Raw genomic sequence first — 25,214 nt, 5'->3', positions numbered from 1 at the left:
AAGGTCGATTCACAGCATTTTCTATTGCGAATAAAACCCAAATAGAGAACCCAAGACATAATAAAAAAGCCCCATTTAGGGGCTTTTTTGCATTCTTTAGTAGTAAGAACAGCTCTGGCTTATTCTTCTAAGTCGCCACAGAAACGGTAACCTTCACCGTGAATTGTTGCGATAATTTCTGGAGTGCCAGACACTGACTCAAAGTGTTTACGGATACGACGAATCGTTACGTCTACAGTACGGTCATGTGGTTTCAACTCACGGCCTGTCATCTTTTTCAGAAGATCTGCACGAGTTTGGATCTTGCCTGGGTTTTCACAGAAATGCAGTAGTGCACGGAATTCTGAACGAGGCAGTTTGTAACCATCACCACTTGGACTAACCAGTGAACGGCTATTAATGTCTAGTACCCAACCGTTGAATTCGTATTTCTCAACAGAGCGTTTCTCATCTTGAGTTACGCCAGTGTTCATAGAACGGCTTAGTAGGTTACGAGCACGAATAGTAAGTTCACGAGGGTTGAATGGTTTAGTGATGTAATCATCTGCACCGATTTCTAGACCAAGGATTTTATCTACTTCGTTGTCGCGACCAGTCAAAAACATTAGAGCAACATCAGCTTGCTCACGAAGCTCACGAGCTAGCAACAAACCGTTTTTACCCGGTAAGTTGATGTCCATGATCACTAGGTTGATGTTGTTGTCAGATAGTTCGTGGTGCATTTCTTCACCGTTACTAGCTTCAAAAACATCGTATCCCTCGGCTTCAAAAATACTCTTTAGAGTGTTACGAGTAACTTGCTCGTCTTCAACGATAAGAATCTGCGGGGTTTGCATTGGCGGTACCTAAACTTGTGAAAAATTTGTGCTAATAGAACTCATTCTAGGCAAAAACATAACATAGGGTAATTTGATGTTAACAATAAAACTTAATTTATGTAAAAAATCTACTCTCGGGTTGCCCGCCATCCGTGGAATACTAGTTTATGAGGAATCCAATACCTCTTTGGTTCTACTAGTCTTTGAGCCGGATTCTATAATGTTAACAGCATGCTAACAACGGCCAAATGTTAATTCCAATCACTTTGTTGATTTACATCAATTGTTAGAATGTAACAGATATTAAAACTAATGACGAGATGTAACACCAGTAACTTCATGAAAATAAATGCAAACCTTTGGCAAGCTTATTCCAACGTGAAATTTGATCTTCAACATAAAATGGCCTTTGAAAACTACGCCATCATTACCGCATGGAACCCTGATAGTGATAAGTTGTCAGAATATGAGAATTGCGTAAATAATCAACGTTTACAGAATGAGCTGATTAGTTATGATTGGTGCTCTGTTCGCGTTGGTGATCCAGAGTTTTATTGGTTTGAAGAAAGTTTTGCCGTGAATATGCCTTTTGACAAGGCGTTAGTTCTCGGCAGAGTTTATAGGCAGAATGCCATCTATTACGTGTGTAACAACATGCTTTATTTACATTCCTGTAAGGGAGAACTACGGGAGTGCTTAGGGGATTTCAATTTATTCAAACTGTAACCCAAAAGAGGTTATTCCCCCTTTAGAGCCTAATTATTTTTTGAAATTACAATTACGAGAATCATGGAGGAACGATGAAAGATATCACACCGGATATATGTGATCGCTACGAGTCACAGGTGACTTTACTCGACTTACCTTTGCAAAATTACGGTATGAGAAGCAGTTTTTGGGGAGAGATAGTGACAGTCCGTTGCTATCACGATAATTCAAAAGTGCGTGAAGTCTTGAGCCAGAATGGCAAGGGAAAAGTACTGGTGGTTGACGGTCACGGCTCTCGCCGCAAAGCACTGATGGGAGATCAGGTTGCTATGATGGCGATTGATAACGGTTGGGAAGGCGTGATTATCTATGGCGCAGTTCGAGACGTTGTCGCGCTTTCGCAAATGGATTTAGGGATAAAAGCATTAGATGCTTGCCCATTTAAAACCGAAAAGCGAGGTGTAGGTAAAGTGAATGTAGCCCTGGCTATGCACAATCAAATGGTGTTGCCGGGGGATTATGTCTATGCCGACTGGAATGGAATCTTGCTCTCTAAGCAAGCGCTTGATTTGAGCTAAAAACGAAATCCTAAACCCACTTCAACACCTTGTTGCCACTCTTGATAGCCAAGGGTGGCATGCAAATCTAAATCATCAGAAAGCTGTAATCGACTGGATAATTCTGCCCCAATATTTGAAGTTCTCTCACTGTTTTTATCCGAAAAATAGGATTGTACTGAACTGCTTAATGTTACTTTTTCAGTTAGCTGGTAGCTAACTCCACTGAGCAATCCATTTTCTCTAAAACTGTTGTTGCCAGAGTCAGATTGGTTGATGCGGGCGCCGACATAAACATCAATATCGTTGAATATCGCATAGGCGTATCCACCATCAATGTTGATATCCCAACCTCCAAATTCATCTCTGTTTTGTTCGCTGGTGATCTGTTCACTTGTAAGAAACAATCGATGTGGGGAATCCTTCTGCATTGAAGGCAGAGTAGGAAGTTGTTCGGAGCGAGCACTAAAAACAATGAGCATGCAGGTAATACCAAGACTAAGTCTCATGATATCCCCCTTGTAGTTATAAATTTTTTAAATGACTTTTCCACTGCGCTTTACAAAGTCTAGGCACAAAAAACAGAGTCGGCAGAGGAGTCGTTAGAGTATTTGGTTATTTGCTTAGTCGGTTTTGTTTGCTCAAATAATGATTGTTGATTTTTTAGAGACTTAGCTAACTAATCAGAATGAAACATAAAAAAAAACTACTTTTTCGTTGACTATGCGATAAAAAATAGGTTAAACGTAGGGGTAAGCAAACACACAAACGAAGTAAGATTTCTATGTTTAATAACAGCCTAGTAATGATGACAACCACCATTATTATTACCGACATTACGCGTGTTGGGGCAGGCTGCTAAGCGTAAAATTTTCAAAGAAGGCCTGTATCCCCACCGATACAGGCCTTTTTTTATGCCTATTTTTAATGACTTGGAGTAAAGGGATGCGAGTTCTAAAGTTTGGAGGTTCATCGTTAGCTGATGCTGACCGTTTATTACGGGCAGCAGACATCATTGCCAATAACGCTCAGCAGGAAGACGTTGCCGTTGTTCTTTCTGCACCGGGTAAAACCACAAATAAACTTGTGGCAGTGATCGATAGCGCGATGCGTAATGGAGAAGCAGAACTACAAATTAAAGAGTTGGAATCTTCGTTCAACACTTTATTTGAAGATGTAAAAGCAGTATTGCCAAACATCGATGGTGCTGCGTTTGATAATCAAGTCAAGTCTTCAATGTCACAGCTACGTCAGTTCGTGCATGGCATCAGTCTATTAGGCATGTGTCCTGATAATGTGAATGCTCGCATTATCAGTAAAGGTGAGCGTGTTTCTATTCAGCTAATGAAAGCGGTAATGGAAGCAAAAGGATTAGCCGCCAACCTAATTGACCCAGTAAAATATCTGCTAGCGAAAGGCGATTATTTAGAAGCGATGGTTGATGTTGAAGTTTCAACTCAAAACTTCAAGGCAAGCCCTCTTCCAGAAAAACATGTCCACATTATGCCGGGCTTTACAGCAGGTAATAAGAAAGGTGAATTGGTTTGTCTAGGCCGTAATGGTTCGGATTATTCTGCAGCCGTCTTAGCCGCTTGTTTGCGCGCTGAGTGCTGTGAAATTTGGACTGATGTGGATGGCGTTTATAACTGTGACCCACGTTTAGTTGACGATGCTCGCTTACTTAAATCTCTGAGCTATCAAGAAGCAATGGAACTCTCCTATTTTGGTGCTTCCGTTCTCCATCCAAAAACTATCGCTCCTATTGCTCAGTTCCACATTCCTTGTCTAATCAAAAACAGTTTTAATCCTCAAGGTCCTGGCACTTTAATTGGTCTTGATACTGGTGAAGATAATCTGGCGATCAAAGGTATCACAACGCTTAACAACCTAACTATGGTCAACGTTTCAGGCCCTGGCATGAAAGGCATGGTGGGTATGGCTAGCCGAGTGTTCGGAGCAATGTCTGCTGCGGGTGTCTCTATCGTTCTTATCACACAGTCTTCGTCGGAATACAGCATCAGTTTCTGTATTGAAGCGGAGCACAAAGTGCTAGCTCAACAAGCATTGTCAGAAGCTTTCGAACTCGAACTTAAAGATGGTTTGTTGGAGCCAGTTGAGTTTATGGAAGATCTTTCGATCATCACTCTTGTTGGTGATGGTATGCGTACGTCGCGCGGTGTTGCTTCTCAGTTTTTTGCTTCGTTAACAGAAGCTCACGTCAACATCGTCGCGATTGCTCAAGGTTCATCAGAGCGAGCTATTTCAGCGGTTATTCCAGAAGACAAAGTGTCCTCCGCAATTAAAGCGTGTCACGAAAACTTATTTAACTCTAAACACTTCCTTGATGTTTTTGTTGTTGGTGTTGGTGGTGTTGGTGGTGAGCTGGTTGATCAAATTAACCGTCAACAGGCGAAACTGGCTGAAAAAGGTATCGTGATTCGCGTATGTGGTCTGGCGAACAGTAAGGGCTTGTTGCTTGATAGTGAAGGTTTACCTCTTGATAACTGGCGTGACCGCATGGGTGCAGCGTCTGAAGAGTTCTCATTAGCTCGCTTGATTGCACTTGTGAACCGTAACCATATCATCAACCCTGTGCTGGTAGACTGTACTTCTAGTGAAGCCATCGCGAATCAATATACAGATTTCTTAGCGGCAGGTTTCCACGTTGTAACTCCAAATAAGAAAGCAAACACAGCAAGCATGGCGTATTACCATCAGTTGCGCGAAGTGGCTCGTCACTCTCGTCGTAAATTGATGTATGAAACAACAGTTGGGGCGGGTCTGCCAGTTATTGAAAACCTGCAGAACCTCATTGCTGCAGGTGATGAACTAGAGAAATTCAACGGTATCTTATCAGGCTCTCTATCATTCATCTTCGGTAAGTTAGATGAAGGTCTGACACTGAGCCAAGCAACAACGATTGCTAAAGAAAAAGGTTTCACAGAGCCGGATCCTCGTGATGATCTATCAGGTATGGATGTTGCTCGTAAGCTACTTATCCTTGCTCGTGAAGCGGGAATGGTATTAGAGCTAGAAGATATTAAAGTAGAACAAGCGTTACCACCGGGCTTTGATGCATCAGGTAGTGTTGAAGACTTCATGGCTCGCTTGCCTCAAGCGGATGAATATTTCCAACAGCTGTCAGCCACAGCGGCGGAGGAAGGCAAAGTTCTTCGTTACGTAGGTGAGATCGCGGAAGGTGAATGCCGAGTACACATCGCGATGGTCGATGAGAATGGTCCTATGTTCAAAATTAAAGATGGCGAGAACGCTCTGGCATTCTACAGCCGCTACTATCAGCCAATTCCTTTAGTGCTACGCGGTTACGGTGCAGGTACTGAAGTAACTGCTGCTGGTGTGTTCTCGGATGTCATGCGTACGCTTGGCTGGAAATTAGGGATTTAATCAATGAGTTCAAGTGACATGGGCGTAGTCGTTTACGCCCCAGCTTCTATCGGTAACGTAAGTGTTGGTTTCGATGTATTGGGTGCTGCGGTTTCACCGATTGACGGAACACTGCTTGGTGATCGTGTACAAGTAAAAGCGGGTTCAGAACCCTTTACACTGAAAACGGCAGGCAGCTTTGTTTCTAAGCTTCCAGAAAACCCGAAAGAAAATATTGTTTACGATTGTTGGACAGTGTTCGCTCGTGAGCTAGAGAAAAAGCAGGTTGAACTGAAGCCTCTTGAAATGACGCTAGAGAAGAACATGCCTATAGGTTCAGGTTTAGGTTCAAGTGCTTGTTCAATTGTGGCTGCACTGGATGCGCTGAACCGATTCCATGATCAACCATTAAACGAAACTGAACTGTTGGCATTAATGGGTGAAATGGAAGGAAAGATCTCGGGCGGCATTCACTATGACAACGTTGCCCCATGCTATCTCGGTGGCGTACAACTGATGCTTGAAGAGCTTGGCATTATCAGCCAAGAAGTGCCTTGTTTTGATGATTGGTACTGGGTAATGGCTTATCCGGGTATTAAGGTTTCAACGGCTGAAGCGCGTGCTATCTTACCGTCTCAGTATCGCCGCCAAGATATCATCGCTCATGGTCGTTATCTGGCTGGCTTTATTCATGCCTGCCACACCAATCAGCCTGAGTTAGCCGCGAAAATGATCAAAGACGTGATCGCAGAACCTTATCGTGAGAAACTGCTGCCTGGTTTTGCGAAAGCTCGTCAATATGCGCTTTCTGCTGGTGCATTGGCGACAGGCATCTCTGGTAGCGGTCCAACGCTATTTAGTGTGTGCAAAGAAAAAGATGTTGCCGAGCGCGTTGCGCGTTGGCTGGAACAAAACTACGTACAAAACGAAGAAGGATTCGTTCACGTTTGTCGTCTAGACAAAAACGGTTCAAAAGTTACAGGAAGTGAGCTATGAAGCTTTACAACATAAAAGAAAATGATGAACAAGTATCCTTTGGCCAAGCCGTGCGCCAAGGGTTAGGCCGTAACCAAGGTCTATTTTTCCCGTCGGAATTACCAAAGTTTGATGATATTGATGCGCTATTAGCGGAAGATTTCGTCACTCGCAGTACCAAGATTCTTTCAGCTTTGATCGGTGATGAACTGCCAAGCGAGAAAGTGAATGAGATGGTGGCATCTGCGTTCCAATTCCCTGCGCCAATCAAATCAGTAAAAGATGGCGTTTATGCTCTTGAACTGTTCCATGGTCCAACGCTTGCGTTTAAAGACTTTGGCGGTCGCTTTATGGCTCAATCTCTTGCGGCTGTATCTAATGGCGGAAAAATCACGATTCTAACTGCAACGTCTGGTGATACAGGTGCTGCGGTTGCTCATGCTTTCTACGGCATGGAAGACATCAATGTAGTGATCCTTTATCCAAAAGGTAAAATCAGCCCACTTCAAGAGAAGCTGTTCTGTACACTAGGTAAGAACATTAACACTGTTGCTGTCAATGGCGATTTCGATGCATGCCAAGCATTGGTTAAAAGCGCATTTGATGATGCAGAACTGCGTGAGAAAGTAGGTCTTAACTCAGCTAACTCGATCAACATTAGCCGTTTAATGGCACAAATCTGCTACTACTTCGAAGCGGCTGCGCAAATGAGCAAAACAGAGCGCGAAAATCTTGTCGTTTCAGTTCCAAGTGGCAACTTCGGCAACCTTACTGCAGGTTTATTAGCTAAAGCGTTGGGTTTACCTATCAAACGTTTTATCGCTGCAACGAACGCAAACGACACTGTGCCTCGTTATCTAGAAACTGGCAAATGGGATCCAAAACCAACAGTGGCGACCACTTCAAATGCGATGGATGTGAGCCAACCAAACAACTGGCCTCGTATTGAAGAGTTATGCAAAATCAAAGATTGGGGCTTGGAAACTTTAGGTAAAGGTGCGGTTCTCGATAACGAAAGTGCGGAATCAGTGAAAGAGCTGAACGCATTGGGTTATCTGTGTGAACCACACGGTGCAATTGCCTACCGCGTTCTTGAACAGCAACTTCAAGAAGGTGAAACCGGTCTGTTCTTATGTACTGCACATCCAGCTAAGTTCAAAGAAGTGGTTGATGAGATTTTAGGTACGGACATCGAATTACCAGCACCTTTGGCTAAGCATGCTGTTATGGAACTACTGTCTGATGAGATGGACGTTGACTTCGCAGCACTGAGAAAGCTTCTAATCAAGGTTCGTGGCGAGTAATACAAGGTAGAGAATCATTACTGACTCTCTACCAACAAAGCATAAAAAAGCGGTGCTACTGTAAGAGCACCGCTTTTTTAATTTGCGAAACTGAATTATAGAGATTCAGTAAAAGTACGAGCGATAACGTCGCGTTGTTGCTCTGGAGTTAGAGAGTTAAAACGAACAGCGTATCCTGATACACGGATAGTTAGCTGTGGGTATTTCTCTGGATGAGCAACGGCATCTTCCAACGTTTCACGCTTAAGAACGTTAACGTTTAGGTGTTGACCACCTTCAATTTTTGGAGTTGTTTCGATAGCCACTTCACGGCTTTCGTACTCGCCAAGGTCAGATACTGGAACAACTTGATCTTCTGAGTAGCTACCAGTTGCTGCAACACAACGAGCTTCGTTTGTTTCACTATCGATTAGCCAAATAGAGTTAAGTAGGTCATCATTAGCTGCTTTAGTGATTTGGATACCTTGGATCATCAATATCTCCTAGTCCACTTTCAGTGGTATTTATTGGTGTTAAATTTCGTAATTATTGTTGAGCTTCGTATTATATATTTTATATCCATAATTATAGTATTGATATAGGTCAAAAAACAACATAAAACCTTAATTAGTTTAAGGTGAATAAATTGATGTTAATCAATAAGTGTTTAATAAATATAATTATTCAATTAAATTTTAACTATTAAAAAATATTTCATGGTCAAGTTTTGTTCTATTTGTGGTAATAAAACTACATTTTAACGTGCTAGAACAAGCTAACTAGAACAAATCAGTAAGTTATAAAAGCCAATTTGAAAGTAGAAAGTGATTAAATGACAAAAGAAGTAAAGCCTCTTGGCAACAAATATATTGGTGCTCATGTTTCCGCTGCTGGTGGCGTCGATCAGGCGCCATTAAGAGCAAAAGAGATTGGTGCAAACGCGTTTGCTATCTTCACTAAAAATCAGCGTCAATGGGTAGCGAAGCCACTAGAAGCGTCAACAATAAGACGTTTCAAAGAGCAATGTCAGCGTTTAGGTTTCTCTGCTGACTATATTTTGCCTCACGACTCATACTTAATTAACTTGGGCGCGCCTGAAGAAGAGAAGTTGGAAAAATCGCGTGCAGCATTTATTGATGAGATGGAGCGTTGCAATCAGCTAGGATTGAAACTGCTGAACTTTCATCCGGGGAGCCATTTAAAACTGGTGTCTGAAGAGCAGTGCCTTGCGACTATTGCAGAGTCAATCAACCTTGCTCATAAAGCTGTACCTGATGTGATTGCTGTTATCGAGAATACAGCAGGGCAAGGAACGAACTTAGGCTGGCGCTTTGAACACTTGGCGGCAATCATTGATCAAGTAGAAGACAAATCTCGTGTCGGTGTTTGCCTCGATACTTGCCACACCTTTGCCGCTGGCTACGATTTAAGTAGCTTTGCCGCTTGTGAAGCTACTTTTGCGGAGTTTGATCGTGTTGTCGGTATGCACTATTTAAGAGCAATGCATATTAATGACTCAAAAGGTGGACTAGGCAGTAAGCTGGATCGCCACCATTCATTGGGCAAAGGTGAGATCGGTTGGGATTGCTTTGAATACATCTCTAAAGATCCTCGTTTTGATAATATCCCATTGATTTTAGAAACAATTGATCCTGATATTTGGCATTTAGAGATCCAAACAATGCGCGATCACCATTTAAGTGTATAAATTGTTCGTTTGAGATCACGATATTGGCATGCTTTTCTCATGACGTTTTCATGAAACGTTGTAAAGAAGGATGCCCAATTATGTTCTCTTCAGTTTGTGTTACCTCATCATTCAGTGCTCGACCTGCTGCCCGTATGCCAGTGCCTAATCGGCATGTAACAGGTAGAGGCCACCATCGTTCACCGCAACCAAGTAAATCTCATTGCAAGTAAGGCTTACTGATGAGAACTGCTGTTGGTCGGTAAGATGAAATCTTGGTTGTTGTGTTGATGACATTTGTGAATTGTTTACGACATTCTTGACCAAAATCTGAGGTTTCAGGGATGTCGTATTCGATTTTACGAGAGCTGTCTGGCTGCAACTTTGTGCTCGTGGGTATAAGATAAAGCAATTATTTTTATACTCAGGAGCTGTTATGAGCCATTCCTTGACTTGGCACGATGTCATTGGTCTAGAGAAAGAACAAGAATATTTCCAGCAAACGCTGAAGTTTGTCGAAGCTGAGCGAGCCGCTGGTAAAGTCATTTTCCCGCCTGCTAAAGATGTGTTTAATGCATTTCGTTTTACTGAGTTTGATGACGTTAAAGTCGTTATCCTCGGACAAGACCCTTATCATGGGCCTAATCAGGCGCATGGCTTGTGCTTTTCTGTTTTACCGGGAGTGAAAACGCCTCCTTCTCTGGTGAATATGTATAAAGAACTGGCTCAAGATATTGACGGCTTTCAGATCCCGAATCATGGCTATTTAAAAAGCTGGGCGGATCAGGGCGTCTTGTTGCTCAATACTGTTTTAACGGTAGAGCAGGGGAAAGCACATTCACATGCTAAAACGGGTTGGGAAACGTTCACGGACCGTGTAATTGATGCGTTAAACCAACATCGTCAAGGCGTGATCTTCCTTCTTTGGGGATCTCATGCGCAGAAAAAGGGGCAGATGATAGATAGAAGTAAGCATCATGTACTTATGGCTCCTCATCCTTCGCCGTTATCAGCGCATCGAGGATTCTTAGGCTGTAAGCATTTTTCGCAAACAAATCAGATACTCAAACAGTTAGGGCAAATGCCAATTGATTGGCAACCAACTCTTGATTCGAATCAATGATGTGATGAATGGTTGTTCGTATTGCTGTTTTTTCGACCAAAATCAAAGCGGATTAGTCATTCCTTATATAGACTTTACCTACATGACTGTGTAAGGGAGACGCACAATGATGATTGAAAGAATCAGACGTGAACATGGATACATGACTCGACTGTTGGCTATTTTGCGCGGAAAGTTACAGCTTCTTAAAGACGAAAAACCGATTAACTACAGCCTCGTTAAGGAGATTGTGGATTATCTTTCAAGGCATTCTGAAAGTGTCCATCACCCTAAAGAAGACATTCTTTATCGGCATTACATTCAGCACTATGGAGAGCATGAAGAAGTATCGGATTTAGAAAAAGAACATGCTCAATTATCCAAATCAACCCATGAGTTTTTGAATACCGTTGAGATGATCTTAAATGATGCAGTTGTTCCTCAAGATGTATTCATGGAGCAGTTGGAGCAATTCATTAATTCACAGCGTCAACATTTAGAAATGGAAGAGCAAACGGTTTTACCGCTGATTAATCGGACTTTTAGCGTCGCAGATTGGCAGAAGGTAGAATCTGAGTGGAATTGCAATGAAGATGACCCTGTATTTGGATCAACCATTGCGGAAAGATACGCTCAGCTTGCTCGTCGAGTAAGAAAAAGCGAAACAGAATGCAACTAAGCTAAGTCGTAAAAATAAGCTAAGTAGTAAAAAGTCTGAGTGAAGAAACGAGAAGAGGCGCCAATAAAGGCGCCTCTTCTATTTATAATTTGAGGTCATCAAGTTCTAGACAGACATCCATTTCTAATAACTCTCTTTCCAACCGTTTTCGATCTCGTATAGCTTCTATCTCACGCCACATCCTTTTAGCTGGTTTCGCTCTGCTACTCGCATTTGTGCGGAGCTTTGCGATCTGTGCATCTAACAGTTCATCGAAGTGCAAGTCATCCATAAGCAAGCCTCTTTCTGGTTGTCTCCTTTCCTGGAGTTTTTTCTAAATATCATATTTTTAAGGACAATAACTATGATTTATTTCTCATTTGTTTCATTGATATGAAATTTTTATGGATTTCTTCTAGGAATATAAACTTTGTTAGCATTGGGTTGGTTGTTATTTAACCGGTTGGATACCGTGTTTCTTATTTATTGATAATTGGCTGATGTTAAGAAAAGGTTATCAACCCAGACCGAGGGATTCACGGTTGGTTGATATTTGCTCGCTAAGTTTCTAAATGTTTCAACTTGCGCAATGTGAACTCATTTTGTGATGGGGCATATAGAGCTTTAGGGGGTAACGTGGCTTTAACTTATTGTGTATCAGCTAAGTTTGATGAGTGGAATGATGTTTAATTAATGTAACGATAATGTTTTATTTGTGTGGTGTGTGCTTGGGGTTGTTTGTGCGAATAGCGTTGATGGATTCTCACAAGTGCAACTTCACTCATATTGATTTTTAACAACCCTGCCTGCATCATTCTCGCCCATCATATAGATACCTAAACCGATTAGGTGTCGCCATTCTCCTGAACTACACACCATTATAAAAGCAAATCGCAGCCAGCGAGCGTGTAGTTAAAGTGCTAACTTTTATTTTCAGGTTCTAATACTTACTCTTTTTAGAGGTTTTTGTGACAGACTTAATTAACTTAATGAACGACCTGCTTTGGGGATCGATACTGGTGTATCTCCTTGTTGGTGTCGGTATTTACTTCACATTGCGTTTAGGCTTCATCCAATTTCGCCATTTTGGGCACATGTTCAGTGTGCTGAGAAACAGCCGTAAAGCTGACAATGCTGGTATCTCCTCTTTTCAAGCTCTTTGTACCAGTCTTGCTGCTCGCGTAGGTACAGGCAACATGGCCGGTGTTGCGGTTGCATTAACCGTTGGTGGCCCTGGTGCAATCTTCTGGATGTGGATGACTGCAATGCTAGGCATGGCGACATCATTTGCAGAAAGTACTCTTGCTCAGCTTTATAAGTCACGTGATAAGGACGGCAACTACCGTGGTGGTCCTGCTTATTACATGGAGAAAGGCTTGGGTATGCGCTGGATGGGCGTTCTTTTCTCAATCTTCCTTATCATTGCATTCGGATTGGTGTTTAACGCAGTACAAGCAAACTCGATTTCAAATGCGATGAGCAATGCATTTGGCTTTGATCCAATGATGGTGGGGGTAGGTATTGTGCTACTTACCGCCTTCGTTATTTTCGGTGGTATTCGTAAAATTGCACGTACCGCTGAGCTTATCGTTCCATTTATGGCAATTGCCTACTTAGCGATTGCGCTTGTGGTTGTGTTCATGAACATAGAGAAAGTACCTGCTGTATTCTCTCTGATCATTAAAAGTGCTTTCGGTTTTGAACAAGCTGCCGCTGGTGGCCTTGGTTATGCGATTGCACAGGCAATGATCAACGGTGTTAAACGTGGATTGTTCTCAAACGAAGCGGGTATGGGTTCTGCTCCGAATGCGGCGGCTTCGGCAACGCCTTATCCTCCACACCCTGCGTCTCAAGGTTATGTGCAAATGCTGGGCGTATTTGTCGATACCATCGTGATCTGTTCAGCGACCATGGCGATCATCCTAGTGTCTGGTGAATATGTTCCGCACGGTGAAATTACAGGTATCGAACTAACGCAACGTGCACTCAGTTCACAAGTCGGTGATTGGGGCGGGGTGTTTATTGCGATGGCGATTTTCTTCTTTGCCTTCACCTCAATCATTGCGAACTATTCATATGCGGAAACGAACCTGATATTCCTTGAGCACAATAACAAGAAAGGTTTAGTTGTATTTCGTCTGATTTTCTTAAGTATGGTGATGTTTGGTGCGTTAGCGACACTGCCTACGGTTTGGGCTATGGCCGATGTTTCTATGGGTTTGATGGCGATTGTTAACTTGATTGCGATTCTGCTTCTGTCTGGAACCGTAATTAAGCTTGCGAAAGACTACAACCGTCAGCTAGACGCGGGCAAAGTACCGACTTTTAATGCCAATGACTACCCAGAACTAAAAACTCAACTTGAAGACGGAATCTGGGATCAATCGAAGTCGAATAAAGCAAACTAAGTACACTAATAGATAGTACCGATGTTATAGATTGGAAAAGCCATGCAGACACTGCATGGCTTTTTTTGTAAGCTATCGTTCAAAAGCTATAAAAGTCAGCTCAACAGAATTTACAAAGGAAACCTTATGCTTATCGTGGTCTCTCCAGCAAAAACATTGGATTATGAATCTCCATTGCCAACAACGCGCTTTACCCAGCCAGAGTTGACTTCGCATTCAGCGGAATTAATCAAAGTGTGCCGTACACTGACTCCGCAAGATATTGCCGACTTAATGAAAGTCAGTGACAAAATTGCTGGTTTGAACGTGGCACGCTTTGAGCAGTGGACCGAAACCTTCACACCTGATAATTCTCGCCCTGCGATCTTTGCTTTCAAAGGTGACGTCTACACAGGCCTCGAAGCAGAAACGTTGTCTGAAGCGGATTTAGATTATGCGCAAACTCATCTGCGAATGCTGTCAGGCTTATACGGTTTGTTGAAGCCTCTAGATCTCATGCAGCCTTACCGTCTCGAAATGGGTACTAAGCTGGGCAATGAACGTGGCAGCAATCTCTATCAGTTCTGGGGCAACATCATTACCGATAAGCTAAATGAAGCGATTAACGCGCAAGAAGATAATGTGCTGATCAATCTGGCTTCGAATGAATACTTTAAAGCCGTTAAACCGAAAGCTTTAGAGGCCCAAGTGATCACTCCTGTGTTTAAAGACTGCAAAAATGGTCAATATAAGGTGATCAGCTTCTTTGCTAAAAAAGCCCGCGGCATGATGGCACGCTACATTATTGAAAACCGTATTGAGTCGGTGAAGCAGTTAGAATCTTTTGATACTGCTGGTTACTACTACTGTGCCGCTGAATCGACAGCAACAGAGCTTGTATTCAAACGAGAAGAACAATAAGCCTATAGATGAGGTTGTTATGCTAACTTGGTTTAAAAAATGGCTGGCACGTTATGATGATTGGTGCCAAAGCATGGGCTTGACGCCAGATCAAAAACGTTGCTGCGTTCCTTATCGTAAAGATCCAATTCATGATAAAGAACCGAGCCATGATAAAGCCCCTTCTCATGGCAAAGACATTGAAAAATAATAAGCTGCGGCTGTTTGACACTCATTGCCACTTTGATTTTGATGAGTTTGCCGCATCGTTTCCGGAGCAAATGTCCGATGCAACGTATGCTCAGGTAGATAAAATCCTTATACCATCTGTTGGTGCTTTTAATTGGCTGCGAGTGAAAAATCTCGCAGCACAATACCCAGCAACCCTTCGATACGCCCTTGGTTTTCATCCTTATTTTCTTGAACACTTTGCCGATGAACAGTTGCAACTGCTAGAAGATGAATTAGCACTGCGAGAGAGCGCATGTGTTGCCGTTGGCGAATGTGGATTAGACGCTATGGTTGAGGTCAATGCCTCGCTGCAAGAACGTGTTTTCATTGGCCAACTAGCCATGGCGCAACACGCCCGTCTTCCGGTCATTTTGCATAGCCGCAAAACGCATAACCGATTGCTGCAATTAATTAAACAACATCGCTTTACTCAAGGTGGTGTGTTACATGCATTTTCCGGCAGTGAACAACAAGCCAGACAATTTATCGACCTTGGCTTTAAAATCGGTGTAGGCGGAGTGATTACTTACCCACGAGCTAATAAAACTCGACAAGCGATCAGTCAATTACCGATAGAGTCTCTGGTTTTAGAAACCGATGCACCGGACATGCCGTTATCCGGCAGGCAAGGCGAGGCGAATCATCCTAAATACTTAGTTGACGTCTTAGAAGAGTTGGTGGCGCTGAGAGACACCAATAAAGAACAACTGGCATCTCAGCTTTGGGCAAACAGTATTGAGCTGTTTCGGATTGATGAATAGCAAAGGGGAGCGAAATTCGCTCCCCTTTGTGTTAGGTAAAAAGATTAAGTCGTTATTCGCGCTCTTTGGTGTATGGAACACCAATTGCTTTTGGCGCAACTGCTTTACCAATAAATCCTGCAAGTAGAAATACCGTCAAGATATACGGCAACGCTTCGATGGCTTGAACCGGAATAGGGAACTCACCAACGCTCACGCCTTGCAGACGAATTGCCAGCGCATCAAGGAAGCCGAATAGCAAACAGGCTGCCATAGCTGTCACAGGACGCCACTTACCAAAGATAAGGGCTGCTAGTGCCATATAGCCTTTACCTGCGCTCATGTTAGGAATGAACTGCGCAGTTTGACCTACAGAAAGGTACACGCCAGCCAAACCCACCAATAAGCCACAGATCACCATGGCACTATAACGCATGCCAGCAACCGAAATACCGGCTGTATCCACTGCCGCTGGAGAATCACCTACTGCTCTTAAGCGTAAGCCGAAGCGAGTTTTGAACAATACGTACCAAGACAAAGGTACTGCCGCTAAAGCCACATACTCAATAATCGAGTGACCGCTGATTAGCTCAGAATAGATGAGCCCAACAACAGGAACATCTTGCAACGCATCAGCGCCCGGTAAGGTTATTGGTGCAAAACGAGCATCGCCAGAAAGCGCTGGTGTTTGACCGCCTTGATTGAACCAGTAACGTCCTAGAGTTACGGTTAAACCTGTCGCTAGAATATTGATTGCCATACCGCTGACTACTTGGTCGCCACGGTGTGTAATCGAAGCAAAGCCGTGAAGTAAAGCAAGCAGAATAGACACTAGCACACCAGCACAAACACCGAGCCAAGCTGAGCCAGTGATGTAAGCTGTCGCAGCACCTGCGAAAGCGGCTGCCAAAAGTTTACCTTCCAGTGCGATGTTTACTACACCTGAACGCTCACTAAACATACCGGCTAGAGCGGCAAGAATAAGCGGGGTGGCAACACGAATTGTGGCATCAGCCATTAAAATGATGGTTTCAAACATGATTACGCAACTCCATGTTCTTGTTTGCCAAATAAGCGCAGATAAATGCGTTCAATTGAAGGTTTGAACATGTACTCAAGCGCACCAGAGAAAAGAATCACCAGACCTTGCAGTACCACAACGATGTTACGGTCAACGCCGTAATCGAAGCTCAGCTCAGCGCCGCCCTGATAGAGGAAGCCAAACAGCAAACTTGCAAGAACAACACCTACTGGGTGGTTTCGTCCCATCAAAGCTACTGCAATACCAGTGAAGCCAAACCCTTCTACGAAGTTCAGTTTGATCTGGTGAAGTTCACCTTGCAGCACGTTGATACCAAAGAAGCCTGCCAACATGCCAGAAAGCAGCATAGTAATGACGATTATCTTCAGGTAGTTAATACCTGCGTAAGATGCAGCAGACGCATTCGCGCCGATAGAGCGAATCTCATAGCCCCAACGTGAGTGCCAAATGAAGAGCCACACAAACACACAGCACAACAGAGCGAAAATAAAACTGATATTGAGTGGGCTTGGCGCAACGTTGATACCAAATACAGCAAACAATTCGTGCATTTTTGGTAACCAGCTACCCTGTGCAAATACGCGACTCTCTGTTGCCATCGTGGTTTCTGGCTTCAGAATGTCGACGAGAAGATAGGCCATAAGCGAAGCTGCAATGAAGTTAAACATGATCGTTGTAATTACGATATGAGAACCTCGCTTTGCCTGTAAGTAAGCAGGAATAAACGCCCAAGCTGCACCAAAAATGCCGCCAGCGATAACCGCTACAGGAAATACCACATACCAAGGAGCATATTCACCGAGGGTTAAACAGATTATCCCGACACCCAGACCACCAATATAGGCCTGACCTTCCACACCGATGTTGAATAGCCCTGCGTGATAGGCCACTGCAACGGCTAAACCGGTAAAGATAAAACCGGTGGTGTAGTAAAGGGTGTAACCGAAGCCTTCAGCGTAACCGAACGCCCCTGTCCACATGACTTTGATGGCATCTAATGGGTTGATATCAATATAGATAAATAACAAAGCTGAAACTAAAAACGCGACCAAAACGTTAATCGCAGGTAACAGCGCAATGGTTACCCAAGCGGGCACTTTTGCCTGACTCATGCCGTCTCTCCTTGGGCAATACTCTCTTTTATGTGGTCTGGAATGATGTTTGCCATCATAAGACCTAATGTTTTCTCATCAGCCTGATGAGCTTGCAGTTCACCGACAATAGCGCCATCAAACACAACCAATATGCGATCGGCAAGGCTGAGGATTTCATCCAGTTCTACCGAAACTAATAGCACGGCTTTGCCTGCATCGCGGCTAGCGATAATTTGTTGGTGGATATATTCAATCGCGCCGATGTCTACACCACGAGTGGGTTGACCAATCAGAAGGACGTCTGGGTTCTCTTCCATTTCACGGGCAATCACCAGTTTTTGCTGGTTACCACCAGAGAAGTTTGCCGTTTTTAGGTGGATATCATTCGGGCGAACATCCCACTTATCCATGCTCTCTTGGCAAATCTTCGAAATCGCGGCTTTGTCTTGCAGTAAGCCTTTGTTGTATTTTGGCAGATTGTGATAGCCCAAGATGTAAGCTTCTTGAGCTTCAAATTTATTGATCAAACCTTGTTTGTGGCGATCTTCTGGAATATGACCCACACCCATCGCTCTCACTTGCTGTGGATCCGCCGGTTTATCGACAGAAATCGTGTGACCGTTCAGTTCAAAGCTGCCCGATGTTGGCTTTAAGATGCCAGACAGCAGTGACAGGATCTCTGATTGACCATTGCCGGATACCCCAGCAATACCGACCAGCTCACCTGCTCGTACTGAGAAGCTGATGTCTTTGACGCGCTTAACACCGCTATGATCGACGTAGCCTAGCTTGTTTACCTTCAGTAACTCTTTGGCTGGTTTGGCTTCAGACTTATCAACTTTTAGGCGAACTTTACGTCCTACCATCAGCTCTGCAAGCTCTTCGCGGTTGGTGTCTGAGGTTTTGACATCGGCAACCATTTGGCCTTGACGCATCACCGAAATGTTATCGGTAATAGCCAGTACTTCACGCAGTTTATGAGTGATGATGATAACCGTTGTGCCTTGACTGCGAAGCTTGTCCAGAATCGCGAATAAGTGATCCGCTTCTTGAGGCGTTAACACGCCAGTTGGTTCATCAAGAATAAGCAGTTTTGCATCGCGGTAGAGAGCTTTAAGAATTTCAACTCGTTGTTGCAAACCAACAGGTAGGTCACCAACCAATTTATCCAGTGGAACATCTAAACCGTAGTCTTTTTCTATTTGGTGCAGTTTCTTTCTTGCAGCTTTTAAGCTGTCTTCTAGTTTCCAGCCTGATTCAGCGCCGAGAACGACGTTTTCAAGAACCGTGAAGGTATCAACCAACATAAAGTGTTGGTGAACCATGCCTATCCCTGCGGCAATCGCTTCTTGAGAGTTGTTAGGGTTATATGGTTTACCATCGACAAACATCTCACCTGAGTTTGGTGTATAAAAACCGTAGATGATGCTCATCAAGGTGGATTTACCAGCGCCATTTTCACCGATAATGCCGTGAATCGTACCTGCTGGAACTTTTAAATCGATAGCTTTATTCGCGTGAACGGTACCAAAGCGTTTATCGATTTTTTTAAGCTCGATGGCATAGTTTTGAGATTGCGTCACGTAAAAACTTCCTGAACTAATGAGGTCAACAGACCCTAAGGCCATATTCAAATGGATGCGCTTGATCGAGCAGCCAAATAAACCATACGCCGCTGAGCAAGCAGCGGCGTATGACATTTCCAAACGGAACGTATTGTTTTAACTAAGTATTAAGAACTAAATTAGTACTCACACTTGTTGTTAGACATGTAGTCGTGAATCTTGATTTTGCCTGCGATAATGTCTGCTTTTAGTGTATCCATGTAAGCTTTCATTTCGTCAGTGATCAGAGATTTGTTGTTGTCGTCGTATGCCCAGTCAACCGCATTCTCTTTAAGACCTAGAGCTTTGATACCTGGTTGCCAAGTACCGTTCATTTCTTCTTTCCAAGTCTCAACTGAAGCAGCACCTACTAGCTTAACCATTGAAGTTAGCATTGTGCCTGGTTGTAGGTGGTTTTGGTTTGAGTCAACACCGATCGCTAGTTTGCCCGCATCTTTCGCTGCTTGGTAAACACCTAGACCAGTACCGCCAGCTGCCGCGTAAACAACGTCAACACCTTTAGAGAATTGAGATTTCGCAAGCTCAGAGCCTTTTGCAGGGTCAGCAAACGCTGCTGGCGTTGAACCTGTCATGTTTTGTAGAACAGTGATGCTTGGGTTGGTGTATTTAGCACCTTGCTCATAACCACATTGGAATTTACGGATAAGAGGGATATCCATACCGCCAACGAAGCCAACTACGCCTGATTTTGACGCTTTCGCAGCAAGTGCACCCACTAGGAATGAACCTTCGTGTTCTTTAAATACGATTGATTGAACGTTTGGTTTATCAACAACTGAGTCAAGAATTGTGAAGTGAATGTCTGGGAACTCAGTTGCTACTTTTTCTACAGCTGACGCCATATTAAAGCCTACTGCAACAATTGGGCTAAAACCGCGGCTTGCTAAACGACGAAGACCTTGTTCACGTTGCGCCTCATTTTGAGGTTCAAATTCGCGAACTTCAGTACCTTCCGCAGCCATCACTTTTACACCATTTTGATATACCGCTTCGTTGAACGATTTATCGAATTTACCCGCTGTATCATAAATTACGGCTGGTTTTGCTTCTGCGAAAACGTGAAATGACGAAACCGCTAAAGCAAGTGCTGAGATTTTTATAATAGATTTTTTCACTGTTATATACCTATGTTGCAATACCACTGTACTAGACGAGAGACTGCTGACCTTTAACAAAAGTCCAACAAACCCAAAAACAAAATATCAATAGTTTGAATGAATTATTGGTGAGCTAGTTTGATCGTGTATAAGTTTATCGTTTGCGCTGCAAAAAAAAGTCGAATACCTCACACCAAATCACATTTTTTTGTGAAGGAAGAAACTAATTCGCCATAAATGTATGTTTATTTGTTAATTCCTAGCGTTTACAAGAAATTAGGTTCACCAAATGTGTGATTTGAATCACCAAATTAGTGCAAAATGACGATTTGATTGCTTTGCTATTCGTTGTTTTCATAGCGTCTAGCTGACTAAGCAAATGGTAAGCCAACTTATTGGGGATATGTATGGATGAATCTTGTTCTAATTTTCTCGGTGTTGAATGTGCGTTTGAATACAAATTTGTAGTGTGGTTGAGTGAAAAATGTAACATTCGAGTGTGATGAAACGCTCATGTTTTGGTTTGAAATAAAATCAGTGTTTGTCGTTGACTTGGGTGATAAATGCCAAGAATGTGTCGTTAAAATTCGAAAATTTGTCTTCTTCTTTTATGAGCAAACGGTTGCAGCATTTTATGGAATGTAGGCTACAATTTGTTGGCTACATGTTGCTGATAAGGTTAAAACCCCTCTGTTTTGGGGTTTTATTGTGACTTGCTTCTTGTTTTTGAATGTAATGTTGAGTCATTGCCTAAAAATGCGTGATGCATATATTACTTTTTGCTGTGAGAGATGCGTATAATCGCACCCCGAAAACAACCCAATGTTTAACACGCCAAATTAAACTATAAGGAAGCCATAAACTATGAGTACGTTTATGAGCCTAGTCGGTATGTTGGTTTTACTTGCAATCGCAGTACTACTTTCAAACAACCGCAAAGCTATTAACTTAAGAACCGTGGGTGGCGCATTCGCTATCCAATTTGCACTAGGTGCATTTGTACTTTATGTCCCATGGGGCCGCGATCTACTTGCTGGTTTCTCAAACGGGGTATCTAACGTTATTAACTACGGTAATGACGGTACTTCTTTCCTATTCGGTGGTCTTGTTTCTGACAAGATGTTCGAAGTATTCGGTGGCGGCGGTTTCATCTTCGCTTTCCGTGTTCTTCCAACACTGATTTTCTTCTCTGCACTAATCTCGGTTCTTTACTACCTAGGCATCATGCAATGGGTAATTAAGATTCTAGGTGGTGGTCTGCAGAAAGCTCTAGGCACATCTCGCGCAGAATCTATGTCTGCAGCAGCTAACATTTTCGTTGGTCAAACTGAGGCTCCACTTGTTGTTCGCCCATTTGTTCCAAAAATGACTCAATCTGAGCTGTTCGCAGTAATGTGTGGTGGTTTGGCTTCGGTTGCTGGTGGTGTACTTGCGGGTTACGCATCAATGGGTGTTCCACTAGAGTACCTAGTTGCAGCGTCATTCATGGCGGCACCAGGTGGTCTACTGTTCGCTAAGATCCTTTTCCCTGAAGTTGATCAACCACAAGAGAACATTGAAGATGCTCTTGAAGGCGGCGACGACAAACCAGCTAACGTTATCGACGCAGCAGCGGGCGGTGCAGCAGCAGGTCTACAACTTGCTCTGAACGTTGGTGCAATGCTAATCGCATTCATCGGTCTGATCGCACTTATTAACGGTATCCTAGGCGGTCTAGGTGGTTGGTTCGGTATGCCTGAACTAACTCTAGAACTTCTTCTAGGTTGGATCTTCGCTCCTCTAGCATTCGTAATCGGTGTGCCATGGGAAGAAGCAACAATTGCAGGTTCATTCATCGGTCAGAAGACTGTTGTAAACGAATTCGTTGCTTACCTAAACTTCGTACCATACGTGGGTGAAAACGCTCAAGTAGTTGCAGCAACTGGTCAATTGATGTCTGAGAAGACTCAAGCAATCATCTCATTCGCTCTATGTGGCTTCGCGAACCTATCTTCTATCGCGATTCTGCTAGGTGGTCTAGGTGGTCTAGCTCCGACTCGTCGTCACGATATCGCTCGTATGGGTATCAAAGCAGTTATTGCTGGTACGCTATCTAACTTGATGGCTGCAACAATTGCTGGCTTCTTTATCTCTTTCTAATTTGATTTAGAGAACGATATATAGACGCCGTTTAATCTCACCCCGTAGCAAGAATATTGCTGCGGGGTGTTTTTGCTTTTCAGGGCATGACAAAGAGTGATTTTTTGTAATGGATTGCATTGAAAAGCCTTGTGTCTCAAGGATGTCAGAAATTGACCATTTTTGAGATACAAACCGTTTGCTCTTCGAATGGGACTACAGTTTTGTGATAAATATCTATACTGTATTCACTTGCCGAAGGAAGTAAGCGAATATCAAAACGACGTAGTGAAGCCAATTGGATAGGCTAACCACCACGGCGTTTTTGAAAGGCAGCTAATGTCTAAAACAGATCATGTTTAAAACTGACACTGCCTGAAACTGAAACTGTAAGACACCGCAATCACAGATTGTTGTGCCATAGACCCAAATGGGTACTGTGCGGTGACAAGGATAGCAATTGGTGAGCAGTAAACACTCACCGAGTCTTCAAGGAACCAAGTCCGTTCATTTGTGGCTATCAAAATAGACGTATGACAGTCGCCTTGGTAGTGAACTAATTGAATATATTGATCGGAGTTAGAAATGAGCGATTTAAAAGCAGCAGCACTACGTGCACTTAAACTGATGGACTTAACAACACTGAATGATGATGACACGGATGCGAAAGTAATCCAGCTTTGTCACGATGCAAAAAGCCCAGTAGGCAATACTGCTGCAATCTGTATTTACCCTCGCTTTATTCCTATTGCTAAGAAGACCCTTCGTGAGCAAGGCACCCCAGAAGTTCGCATTGCAACAGTAACTAACTTCCCACACGGTAATGACGATGTGGAAATTGCAGTGGCTGAAACGAAAGCAGCAGTAGCATACGGCGCTGACGAAGTAGACGTCGTTTTCCCTTACCGTGCTCTAATCGCTGGTAACGAGAAAGTGGGTTTTGACCTAGTTAAGCAATGTAAAGAAGCGTGTGGTTCAGATGTTCTTCTTAAGGTGATCATCGAAACTGGTGAACTAAAAGAAGAAGCACTAATCAAGAAAGCTTCACAAATCTCTATCGAAGCGGGCGCAGACTTCATCAAAACCTCAACAGGTAAAGTGCCAGTAAATGCAACGCCTGAATACGCACGTATGATGTTAGAAGTGATTCGTGACATGAACGTTGCTGAAACTGTAGGTTTTAAACCTGCAGGTGGTGTGCGTACAGCTGAAGATGCTCGTGATTACCTAGCGATGGCTGACGAAATCCTAGGTGACAAGTGGGTGGACAGCCGTCACTACCGTTTCGGTGCGTCAAGCCTGCTAACCAATCTACTAAATACATTAGAAGTAACAAACGAGAAAGCTGATCCAGCGGCTTACTAATCGTTCTGTTTTACAAGATGGCGCACAGCGCCATCTTCATTTCTAAATAGCAAAAAACCATAGCTACCCATCCAATTGGTTCGGGGCTAGGGAGGCACTAATGTATTTACCTCAAGAAATTATTCGCAGAAAACGTGACGGTGAAATCCTGACCACAGAAGAGATCAACTTCTTCATCCAAGGTGTGGCTAAAAACACGGTTTCTGAAGGACAAATTGCAGCATTCGCAATGGCTGTATTCTTCCGTGAAATGACCATGCCAGAGCGTATCGCACTGACGTGTGCAATGCGTGATTCAGGCATGGTTATCGATTGGAGCCATATGAACTTTGATGGCCCGATTGTTGATAAACACTCGACAGGTGGTGTGGGTGACGTAACTTCACTGATGCTAGGCGCTATGGTTGCGGCTTGCGGTGGTTATGTTCCTATGATCTCTGGTCGTGGATTAGGCCACACTGGCGGTACTCTTGATAAATTAGAGTCTATCCCTGGCTATAACATCACTCCAACGAATGACGTGTTTGGTCAAGTGACTAAGCAAGCAGGTGTGGCGATCATCGGTCAGACTGGTGATTTAGCGCCAGCAGATAAACGCGTGTACGCAACACGTGATATCACAGCAACCGTAGATAATATCTCGCTGATCACTGCTTCTATTCTTTCGAAGAAATTAGCCGCAGGTCTTGAATCATTAGTGATGGACGTGAAAGTAGGCTCTGGCGCATTTATGCCAACTTATGAAGCGTCAGAAGAACTAGCAAAATCTATCGTTGCGGTTGCGAATGGTGCTGGTACCAAAACAACAGCAATTTTAACGGATATGAACCAAGTATTGGCTTCTTCTGCGGGTAACGCTGTTGAAGTCCGTGAAGCGGTTCGTTTCCTAACGGGTGAATACCGTAACCCTCGTCTACTTGAAGTGACTATGGCTTCTTGTGCTGAAATGTTGGTGCTAGGAAAACTTGCCAAAGACAGTGTTGAAGCTCGTCAAAAACTGCAAGCAGTATTGGACAACGGCCAAGCAGCAGAGCGCTTTGGTAAGATGGTTGCAGGACTTGGTGGCCCAGCAGACTTCGTTGAAAACTACGAAAACTACTTAGATAAAGCTCAAATCATCAAACCTGTTTATGCAGCTCAGTCGGGTGTGGTATCGGCTATGGATACTCGTGCGATTGGTATGGCTGTGGTTGGTATGGGCGGTGGTCGTCGTGTAGCAACAGATACTATCGATTACGCTGTAGGCTTTGATAACTTCATTCGTCTTGGTGAAGTGGCAGATAGCAACAAACCGTTAGCGTTCATTCACGCTCGTAGTGAAGAGCAGTGGCAAGAAGCGGCAAACGCACTACAAAATGCGATTAAAGTCGGTGGTGAATACGTCCCAACTCCTGATGTTTACCGTCAGATCCGTGCAGAAGACGTGTAATTCGTTCAGGAAAG

The 25,214-nt window shown here is 43.5% G+C and carries 23 protein-coding genes and 1 other annotated feature; of the genes, 15 read left to right on the top strand and 8 right to left on the bottom strand.

The genetic code is table 11. The annotated features are described in order from the left end of the window. Window positions 1-119: 119 nt before the first annotated feature. A complete protein-coding gene (arcA, locus tag AAGA51_RS12460; protein WP_042480376.1) occupies window positions 120-836 on the bottom strand; it encodes a two-component system response regulator ArcA in 717 nt (238 codons plus the stop codon). A gap of 321 nt (window positions 837-1,157) precedes the next feature. On the opposite strand from arcA, the gene AAGA51_RS12455 reads away from it, so the two are divergent. Then, complete coding sequence (locus AAGA51_RS12455; protein WP_042480374.1) at window positions 1,158-1,544, top strand: DUF3293 domain-containing protein; 387 nt, start codon at window positions 1,158-1,160, stop codon at window positions 1,542-1,544. Window positions 1,545-1,618: 74 nt separating this feature from the next. Then, window positions 1,619-2,104, top strand: a complete 486-nt coding sequence (locus AAGA51_RS12450) for a putative 4-hydroxy-4-methyl-2-oxoglutarate aldolase (RefSeq protein WP_042480372.1) — start codon at window positions 1,619-1,621, stop codon at window positions 2,102-2,104. Here AAGA51_RS12450 and AAGA51_RS12445 read toward each other — a convergent pair. Further along, the gene (locus tag AAGA51_RS12445) at window positions 2,101-2,592 is read right to left on the bottom strand and encodes a hypothetical protein (RefSeq protein WP_042480371.1); all 492 of its coding nucleotides are present in this window, start codon (window positions 2,590-2,592) and stop codon (window positions 2,101-2,103) included. The two genes, AAGA51_RS12450 and AAGA51_RS12445, sit on opposite strands and share 4 nt — an antisense overlap. 288 nt (window positions 2,593-2,880) lie before the next feature. Further along, window positions 2,881-2,998: a sequence feature (Thr leader region), on the top strand. A gap of 30 nt (window positions 2,999-3,028) precedes the next feature. On the opposite strand from AAGA51_RS12445, the gene thrA reads away from it, so the two are divergent. From thrA to thrC, 3 genes are read left to right on the top strand one after another with little or no spacing between them, the layout of a single operon-like run. Further along, entirely contained in the window at window positions 3,029-5,488 is a 2,460-nt protein-coding gene (gene thrA / locus AAGA51_RS12440) for a bifunctional aspartate kinase/homoserine dehydrogenase I (RefSeq protein WP_042480366.1), read from the top strand. An 18-nt stretch (window positions 5,489-5,506) separates the two neighbouring features. Then, window positions 5,507-6,463 (top strand): homoserine kinase, encoded by a 957-nt coding sequence (gene thrB, locus AAGA51_RS12435; RefSeq protein WP_042480786.1) that lies wholly within the window; start codon window positions 5,507-5,509, stop codon window positions 6,461-6,463. After that, window positions 6,460-7,746, top strand: coding sequence for a threonine synthase (gene thrC, locus AAGA51_RS12430; RefSeq protein ID WP_042480364.1), 1,287 nt, complete (start codon window positions 6,460-6,462; stop codon window positions 7,744-7,746). The genes thrB and thrC overlap by 4 nt, the downstream gene beginning before the upstream one ends. A 95-nt stretch (window positions 7,747-7,841) precedes the next feature. On the opposite strand, the gene grcA is transcribed toward thrC, so the two are convergent. Beyond that, window positions 7,842-8,219, bottom strand: a complete 378-nt coding sequence (grcA, locus tag AAGA51_RS12425; RefSeq protein WP_042480363.1) for an autonomous glycyl radical cofactor GrcA — start codon at window positions 8,217-8,219, stop codon at window positions 7,842-7,844. 338 nt (window positions 8,220-8,557) lie between these two features. On the opposite strand from grcA, the gene nfo reads away from it, so the two are divergent. From nfo to AAGA51_RS12410, 3 genes are all read left to right on the top strand, one after another. Beyond that, window positions 8,558-9,433, top strand: coding sequence for a deoxyribonuclease IV (nfo, locus tag AAGA51_RS12420; protein WP_042480362.1), 876 nt, complete (start codon window positions 8,558-8,560; stop codon window positions 9,431-9,433). Between the two features lie 415 nt (window positions 9,434-9,848). Next, a complete protein-coding gene (gene ung, locus AAGA51_RS12415; RefSeq protein WP_042480359.1) occupies window positions 9,849-10,535 on the top strand; it encodes a uracil-DNA glycosylase in 687 nt (228 codons plus the stop codon). A gap of 106 nt (window positions 10,536-10,641) precedes the next feature. Continuing rightward, the gene (locus AAGA51_RS12410) at window positions 10,642-11,193 is read left to right on the top strand and encodes a hemerythrin domain-containing protein (RefSeq protein WP_042480356.1); all 552 of its coding nucleotides are present in this window, start codon (window positions 10,642-10,644) and stop codon (window positions 11,191-11,193) included. Window positions 11,194-11,275: 82 nt separating this feature from the next. On the opposite strand, the gene AAGA51_RS12405 is transcribed toward AAGA51_RS12410, so the two are convergent. Further along, a complete protein-coding gene (locus AAGA51_RS12405) occupies window positions 11,276-11,464 on the bottom strand; it encodes a DUF3545 family protein (RefSeq protein WP_042480353.1) in 189 nt (62 codons plus the stop codon). A 676-nt stretch (window positions 11,465-12,140) separates the two neighbouring features. Between AAGA51_RS12405 and AAGA51_RS12400 the strand changes: the two genes are divergently transcribed. The 4 genes from AAGA51_RS12400 (at window position 12,141) to AAGA51_RS12385 (ending at window position 15,451) form a co-directional block, all read left to right on the top strand. After that, window positions 12,141-13,580: an alanine/glycine:cation symporter family protein gene (locus AAGA51_RS12400; RefSeq protein WP_042480352.1), complete on the top strand. Its 1,440-nt coding sequence runs from the start codon at window positions 12,141-12,143 to the stop codon at window positions 13,578-13,580. 126 nt (window positions 13,581-13,706) lie between these two features. After that, window positions 13,707-14,480, top strand: coding sequence for a peroxide stress protein YaaA (yaaA, locus tag AAGA51_RS12395; protein WP_042480783.1), 774 nt, complete (start codon window positions 13,707-13,709; stop codon window positions 14,478-14,480). A gap of 19 nt (window positions 14,481-14,499) precedes the next feature. Next, the gene (locus tag AAGA51_RS12390) at window positions 14,500-14,670 is read left to right on the top strand and encodes a DUF5363 family protein (protein WP_167828589.1); all 171 of its coding nucleotides are present in this window, start codon (window positions 14,500-14,502) and stop codon (window positions 14,668-14,670) included. Beyond that, the gene (locus tag AAGA51_RS12385) at window positions 14,630-15,451 is read left to right on the top strand and encodes a TatD family hydrolase (protein ID WP_415679580.1); all 822 of its coding nucleotides are present in this window, start codon (window positions 14,630-14,632) and stop codon (window positions 15,449-15,451) included. The genes AAGA51_RS12390 and AAGA51_RS12385 overlap by 41 nt, the downstream gene beginning before the upstream one ends. Window positions 15,452-15,503: 52 nt before the next feature. On the opposite strand, the gene AAGA51_RS12380 is transcribed toward AAGA51_RS12385, so the two are convergent. The 4 genes from AAGA51_RS12380 to AAGA51_RS12365 all read right to left on the bottom strand — a co-directional run bounded on the left by AAGA51_RS12380 (window position 15,504) and on the right by AAGA51_RS12365 (window position 20,306). After that, the gene (locus AAGA51_RS12380; protein ID WP_042480347.1) at window positions 15,504-16,469 is read right to left on the bottom strand and encodes an ABC transporter permease; all 966 of its coding nucleotides are present in this window, start codon (window positions 16,467-16,469) and stop codon (window positions 15,504-15,506) included. Between the two features lie 2 nt (window positions 16,470-16,471). Continuing rightward, on the bottom strand, window positions 16,472-17,584 hold the full coding sequence (locus tag AAGA51_RS12375; RefSeq protein ID WP_042480344.1) for an ABC transporter permease: 1,113 nt from the start codon (window positions 17,582-17,584) through the stop codon (window positions 16,472-16,474). Further along, entirely contained in the window at window positions 17,581-19,149 is a 1,569-nt protein-coding gene (locus tag AAGA51_RS12370) for an ABC transporter ATP-binding protein (RefSeq protein WP_042480780.1), read from the bottom strand. The genes AAGA51_RS12375 and AAGA51_RS12370 overlap by 4 nt, the downstream gene beginning before the upstream one ends. A gap of 161 nt (window positions 19,150-19,310) precedes the next feature. Continuing rightward, window positions 19,311-20,306 carry a BMP family lipoprotein gene (locus AAGA51_RS12365; protein WP_217995490.1) on the bottom strand — a complete coding sequence of 332 codons (996 nt, stop codon included), beginning with the start codon at window positions 20,304-20,306 and terminating at the stop codon, window positions 19,311-19,313. An 846-nt stretch (window positions 20,307-21,152) separates the two neighbouring features. On the opposite strand from AAGA51_RS12365, the gene AAGA51_RS12360 reads away from it, so the two are divergent. The 3 genes from AAGA51_RS12360 (at window position 21,153) to deoA (ending at window position 25,200) form a co-directional block, all read left to right on the top strand. Further along, entirely contained in the window at window positions 21,153-22,427 is a 1,275-nt protein-coding gene (locus AAGA51_RS12360) for a NupC/NupG family nucleoside CNT transporter (RefSeq protein ID WP_042480341.1), read from the top strand. Between the two features lie 564 nt (window positions 22,428-22,991). Beyond that, entirely contained in the window at window positions 22,992-23,771 is a 780-nt protein-coding gene (gene deoC, locus AAGA51_RS12355; RefSeq protein WP_042480339.1) for a deoxyribose-phosphate aldolase, read from the top strand. Between the two features lie 100 nt (window positions 23,772-23,871). Continuing rightward, window positions 23,872-25,200, top strand: a complete 1,329-nt coding sequence (gene deoA / locus AAGA51_RS12350) for a thymidine phosphorylase (RefSeq protein WP_042480336.1) — start codon at window positions 23,872-23,874, stop codon at window positions 25,198-25,200. The last annotated feature ends 14 nt before the right edge of the window (window positions 25,201-25,214 follow it).

The organism is Vibrio diazotrophicus (assembly GCF_038452265.1).
Taxonomy (GTDB): Bacteria; Pseudomonadota; Gammaproteobacteria; order Enterobacterales; family Vibrionaceae; genus Vibrio; species Vibrio diazotrophicus.
The sequence above is the reverse complement of the archived record's forward strand: the minus strand, read 5'-3'. Positions and strand labels throughout refer to the sequence as shown.

Bases quoted from the DNA above. Each gene is read 5' to 3' on its own strand.
- ung (WP_042480359.1), top strand. From the start codon at position 9,849: ATGAGCCATTCCTTGACTTGGCACGATGTCATTGGTCTAGAGAAAGAA.
- AAGA51_RS12385 (WP_415679580.1), top strand. From the start codon at position 14,630: ATGATAAAGCCCCTTCTCATGGCAAAGACATTGAAAAATAATAAGCTG.
- arcA (WP_042480376.1), bottom strand. From the start codon at position 836: ATGCAAACCCCGCAGATTCTTATCGTTGAAGACGAGCAAGTTACTCGT.
- AAGA51_RS12410 (WP_042480356.1), top strand. From the start codon at position 10,642: ATGATGATTGAAAGAATCAGACGTGAACATGGATACATGACTCGACTG.
- AAGA51_RS12390 (WP_167828589.1), top strand. From the start codon at position 14,500: ATGCTAACTTGGTTTAAAAAATGGCTGGCACGTTATGATGATTGGTGC.
- thrB (WP_042480786.1), top strand. From the start codon at position 5,507: ATGGGCGTAGTCGTTTACGCCCCAGCTTCTATCGGTAACGTAAGTGTT.
- AAGA51_RS12380 (WP_042480347.1), bottom strand. From the start codon at position 16,469: ATGTTTGAAACCATCATTTTAATGGCTGATGCCACAATTCGTGTTGCC.
- nfo (WP_042480362.1), top strand. From the start codon at position 8,558: ATGACAAAAGAAGTAAAGCCTCTTGGCAACAAATATATTGGTGCTCAT.
- AAGA51_RS12450 (WP_042480372.1), top strand. From the start codon at position 1,619: ATGAAAGATATCACACCGGATATATGTGATCGCTACGAGTCACAGGTG.
- AAGA51_RS12375 (WP_042480344.1), bottom strand. From the start codon at position 17,584: ATGAGTCAGGCAAAAGTGCCCGCTTGGGTAACCATTGCGCTGTTACCT.
- thrC (WP_042480364.1), top strand. From the start codon at position 6,460: ATGAAGCTTTACAACATAAAAGAAAATGATGAACAAGTATCCTTTGGC.
- AAGA51_RS12360 (WP_042480341.1), top strand. From the start codon at position 21,153: ATGAGTACGTTTATGAGCCTAGTCGGTATGTTGGTTTTACTTGCAATC.
- AAGA51_RS12455 (WP_042480374.1), top strand. From the start codon at position 1,158: ATGAAAATAAATGCAAACCTTTGGCAAGCTTATTCCAACGTGAAATTT.
- grcA (WP_042480363.1), bottom strand. From the start codon at position 8,219: ATGATCCAAGGTATCCAAATCACTAAAGCAGCTAATGATGACCTACTT.
- thrA (WP_042480366.1), top strand. From the start codon at position 3,029: ATGCGAGTTCTAAAGTTTGGAGGTTCATCGTTAGCTGATGCTGACCGT.
- AAGA51_RS12405 (WP_042480353.1), bottom strand. From the start codon at position 11,464: ATGGATGACTTGCACTTCGATGAACTGTTAGATGCACAGATCGCAAAG.
- AAGA51_RS12445 (WP_042480371.1), bottom strand. From the start codon at position 2,592: ATGAGACTTAGTCTTGGTATTACCTGCATGCTCATTGTTTTTAGTGCT.
- deoA (WP_042480336.1), top strand. From the start codon at position 23,872: ATGTATTTACCTCAAGAAATTATTCGCAGAAAACGTGACGGTGAAATC.
- deoC (WP_042480339.1), top strand. From the start codon at position 22,992: ATGAGCGATTTAAAAGCAGCAGCACTACGTGCACTTAAACTGATGGAC.
- yaaA (WP_042480783.1), top strand. From the start codon at position 13,707: ATGCTTATCGTGGTCTCTCCAGCAAAAACATTGGATTATGAATCTCCA.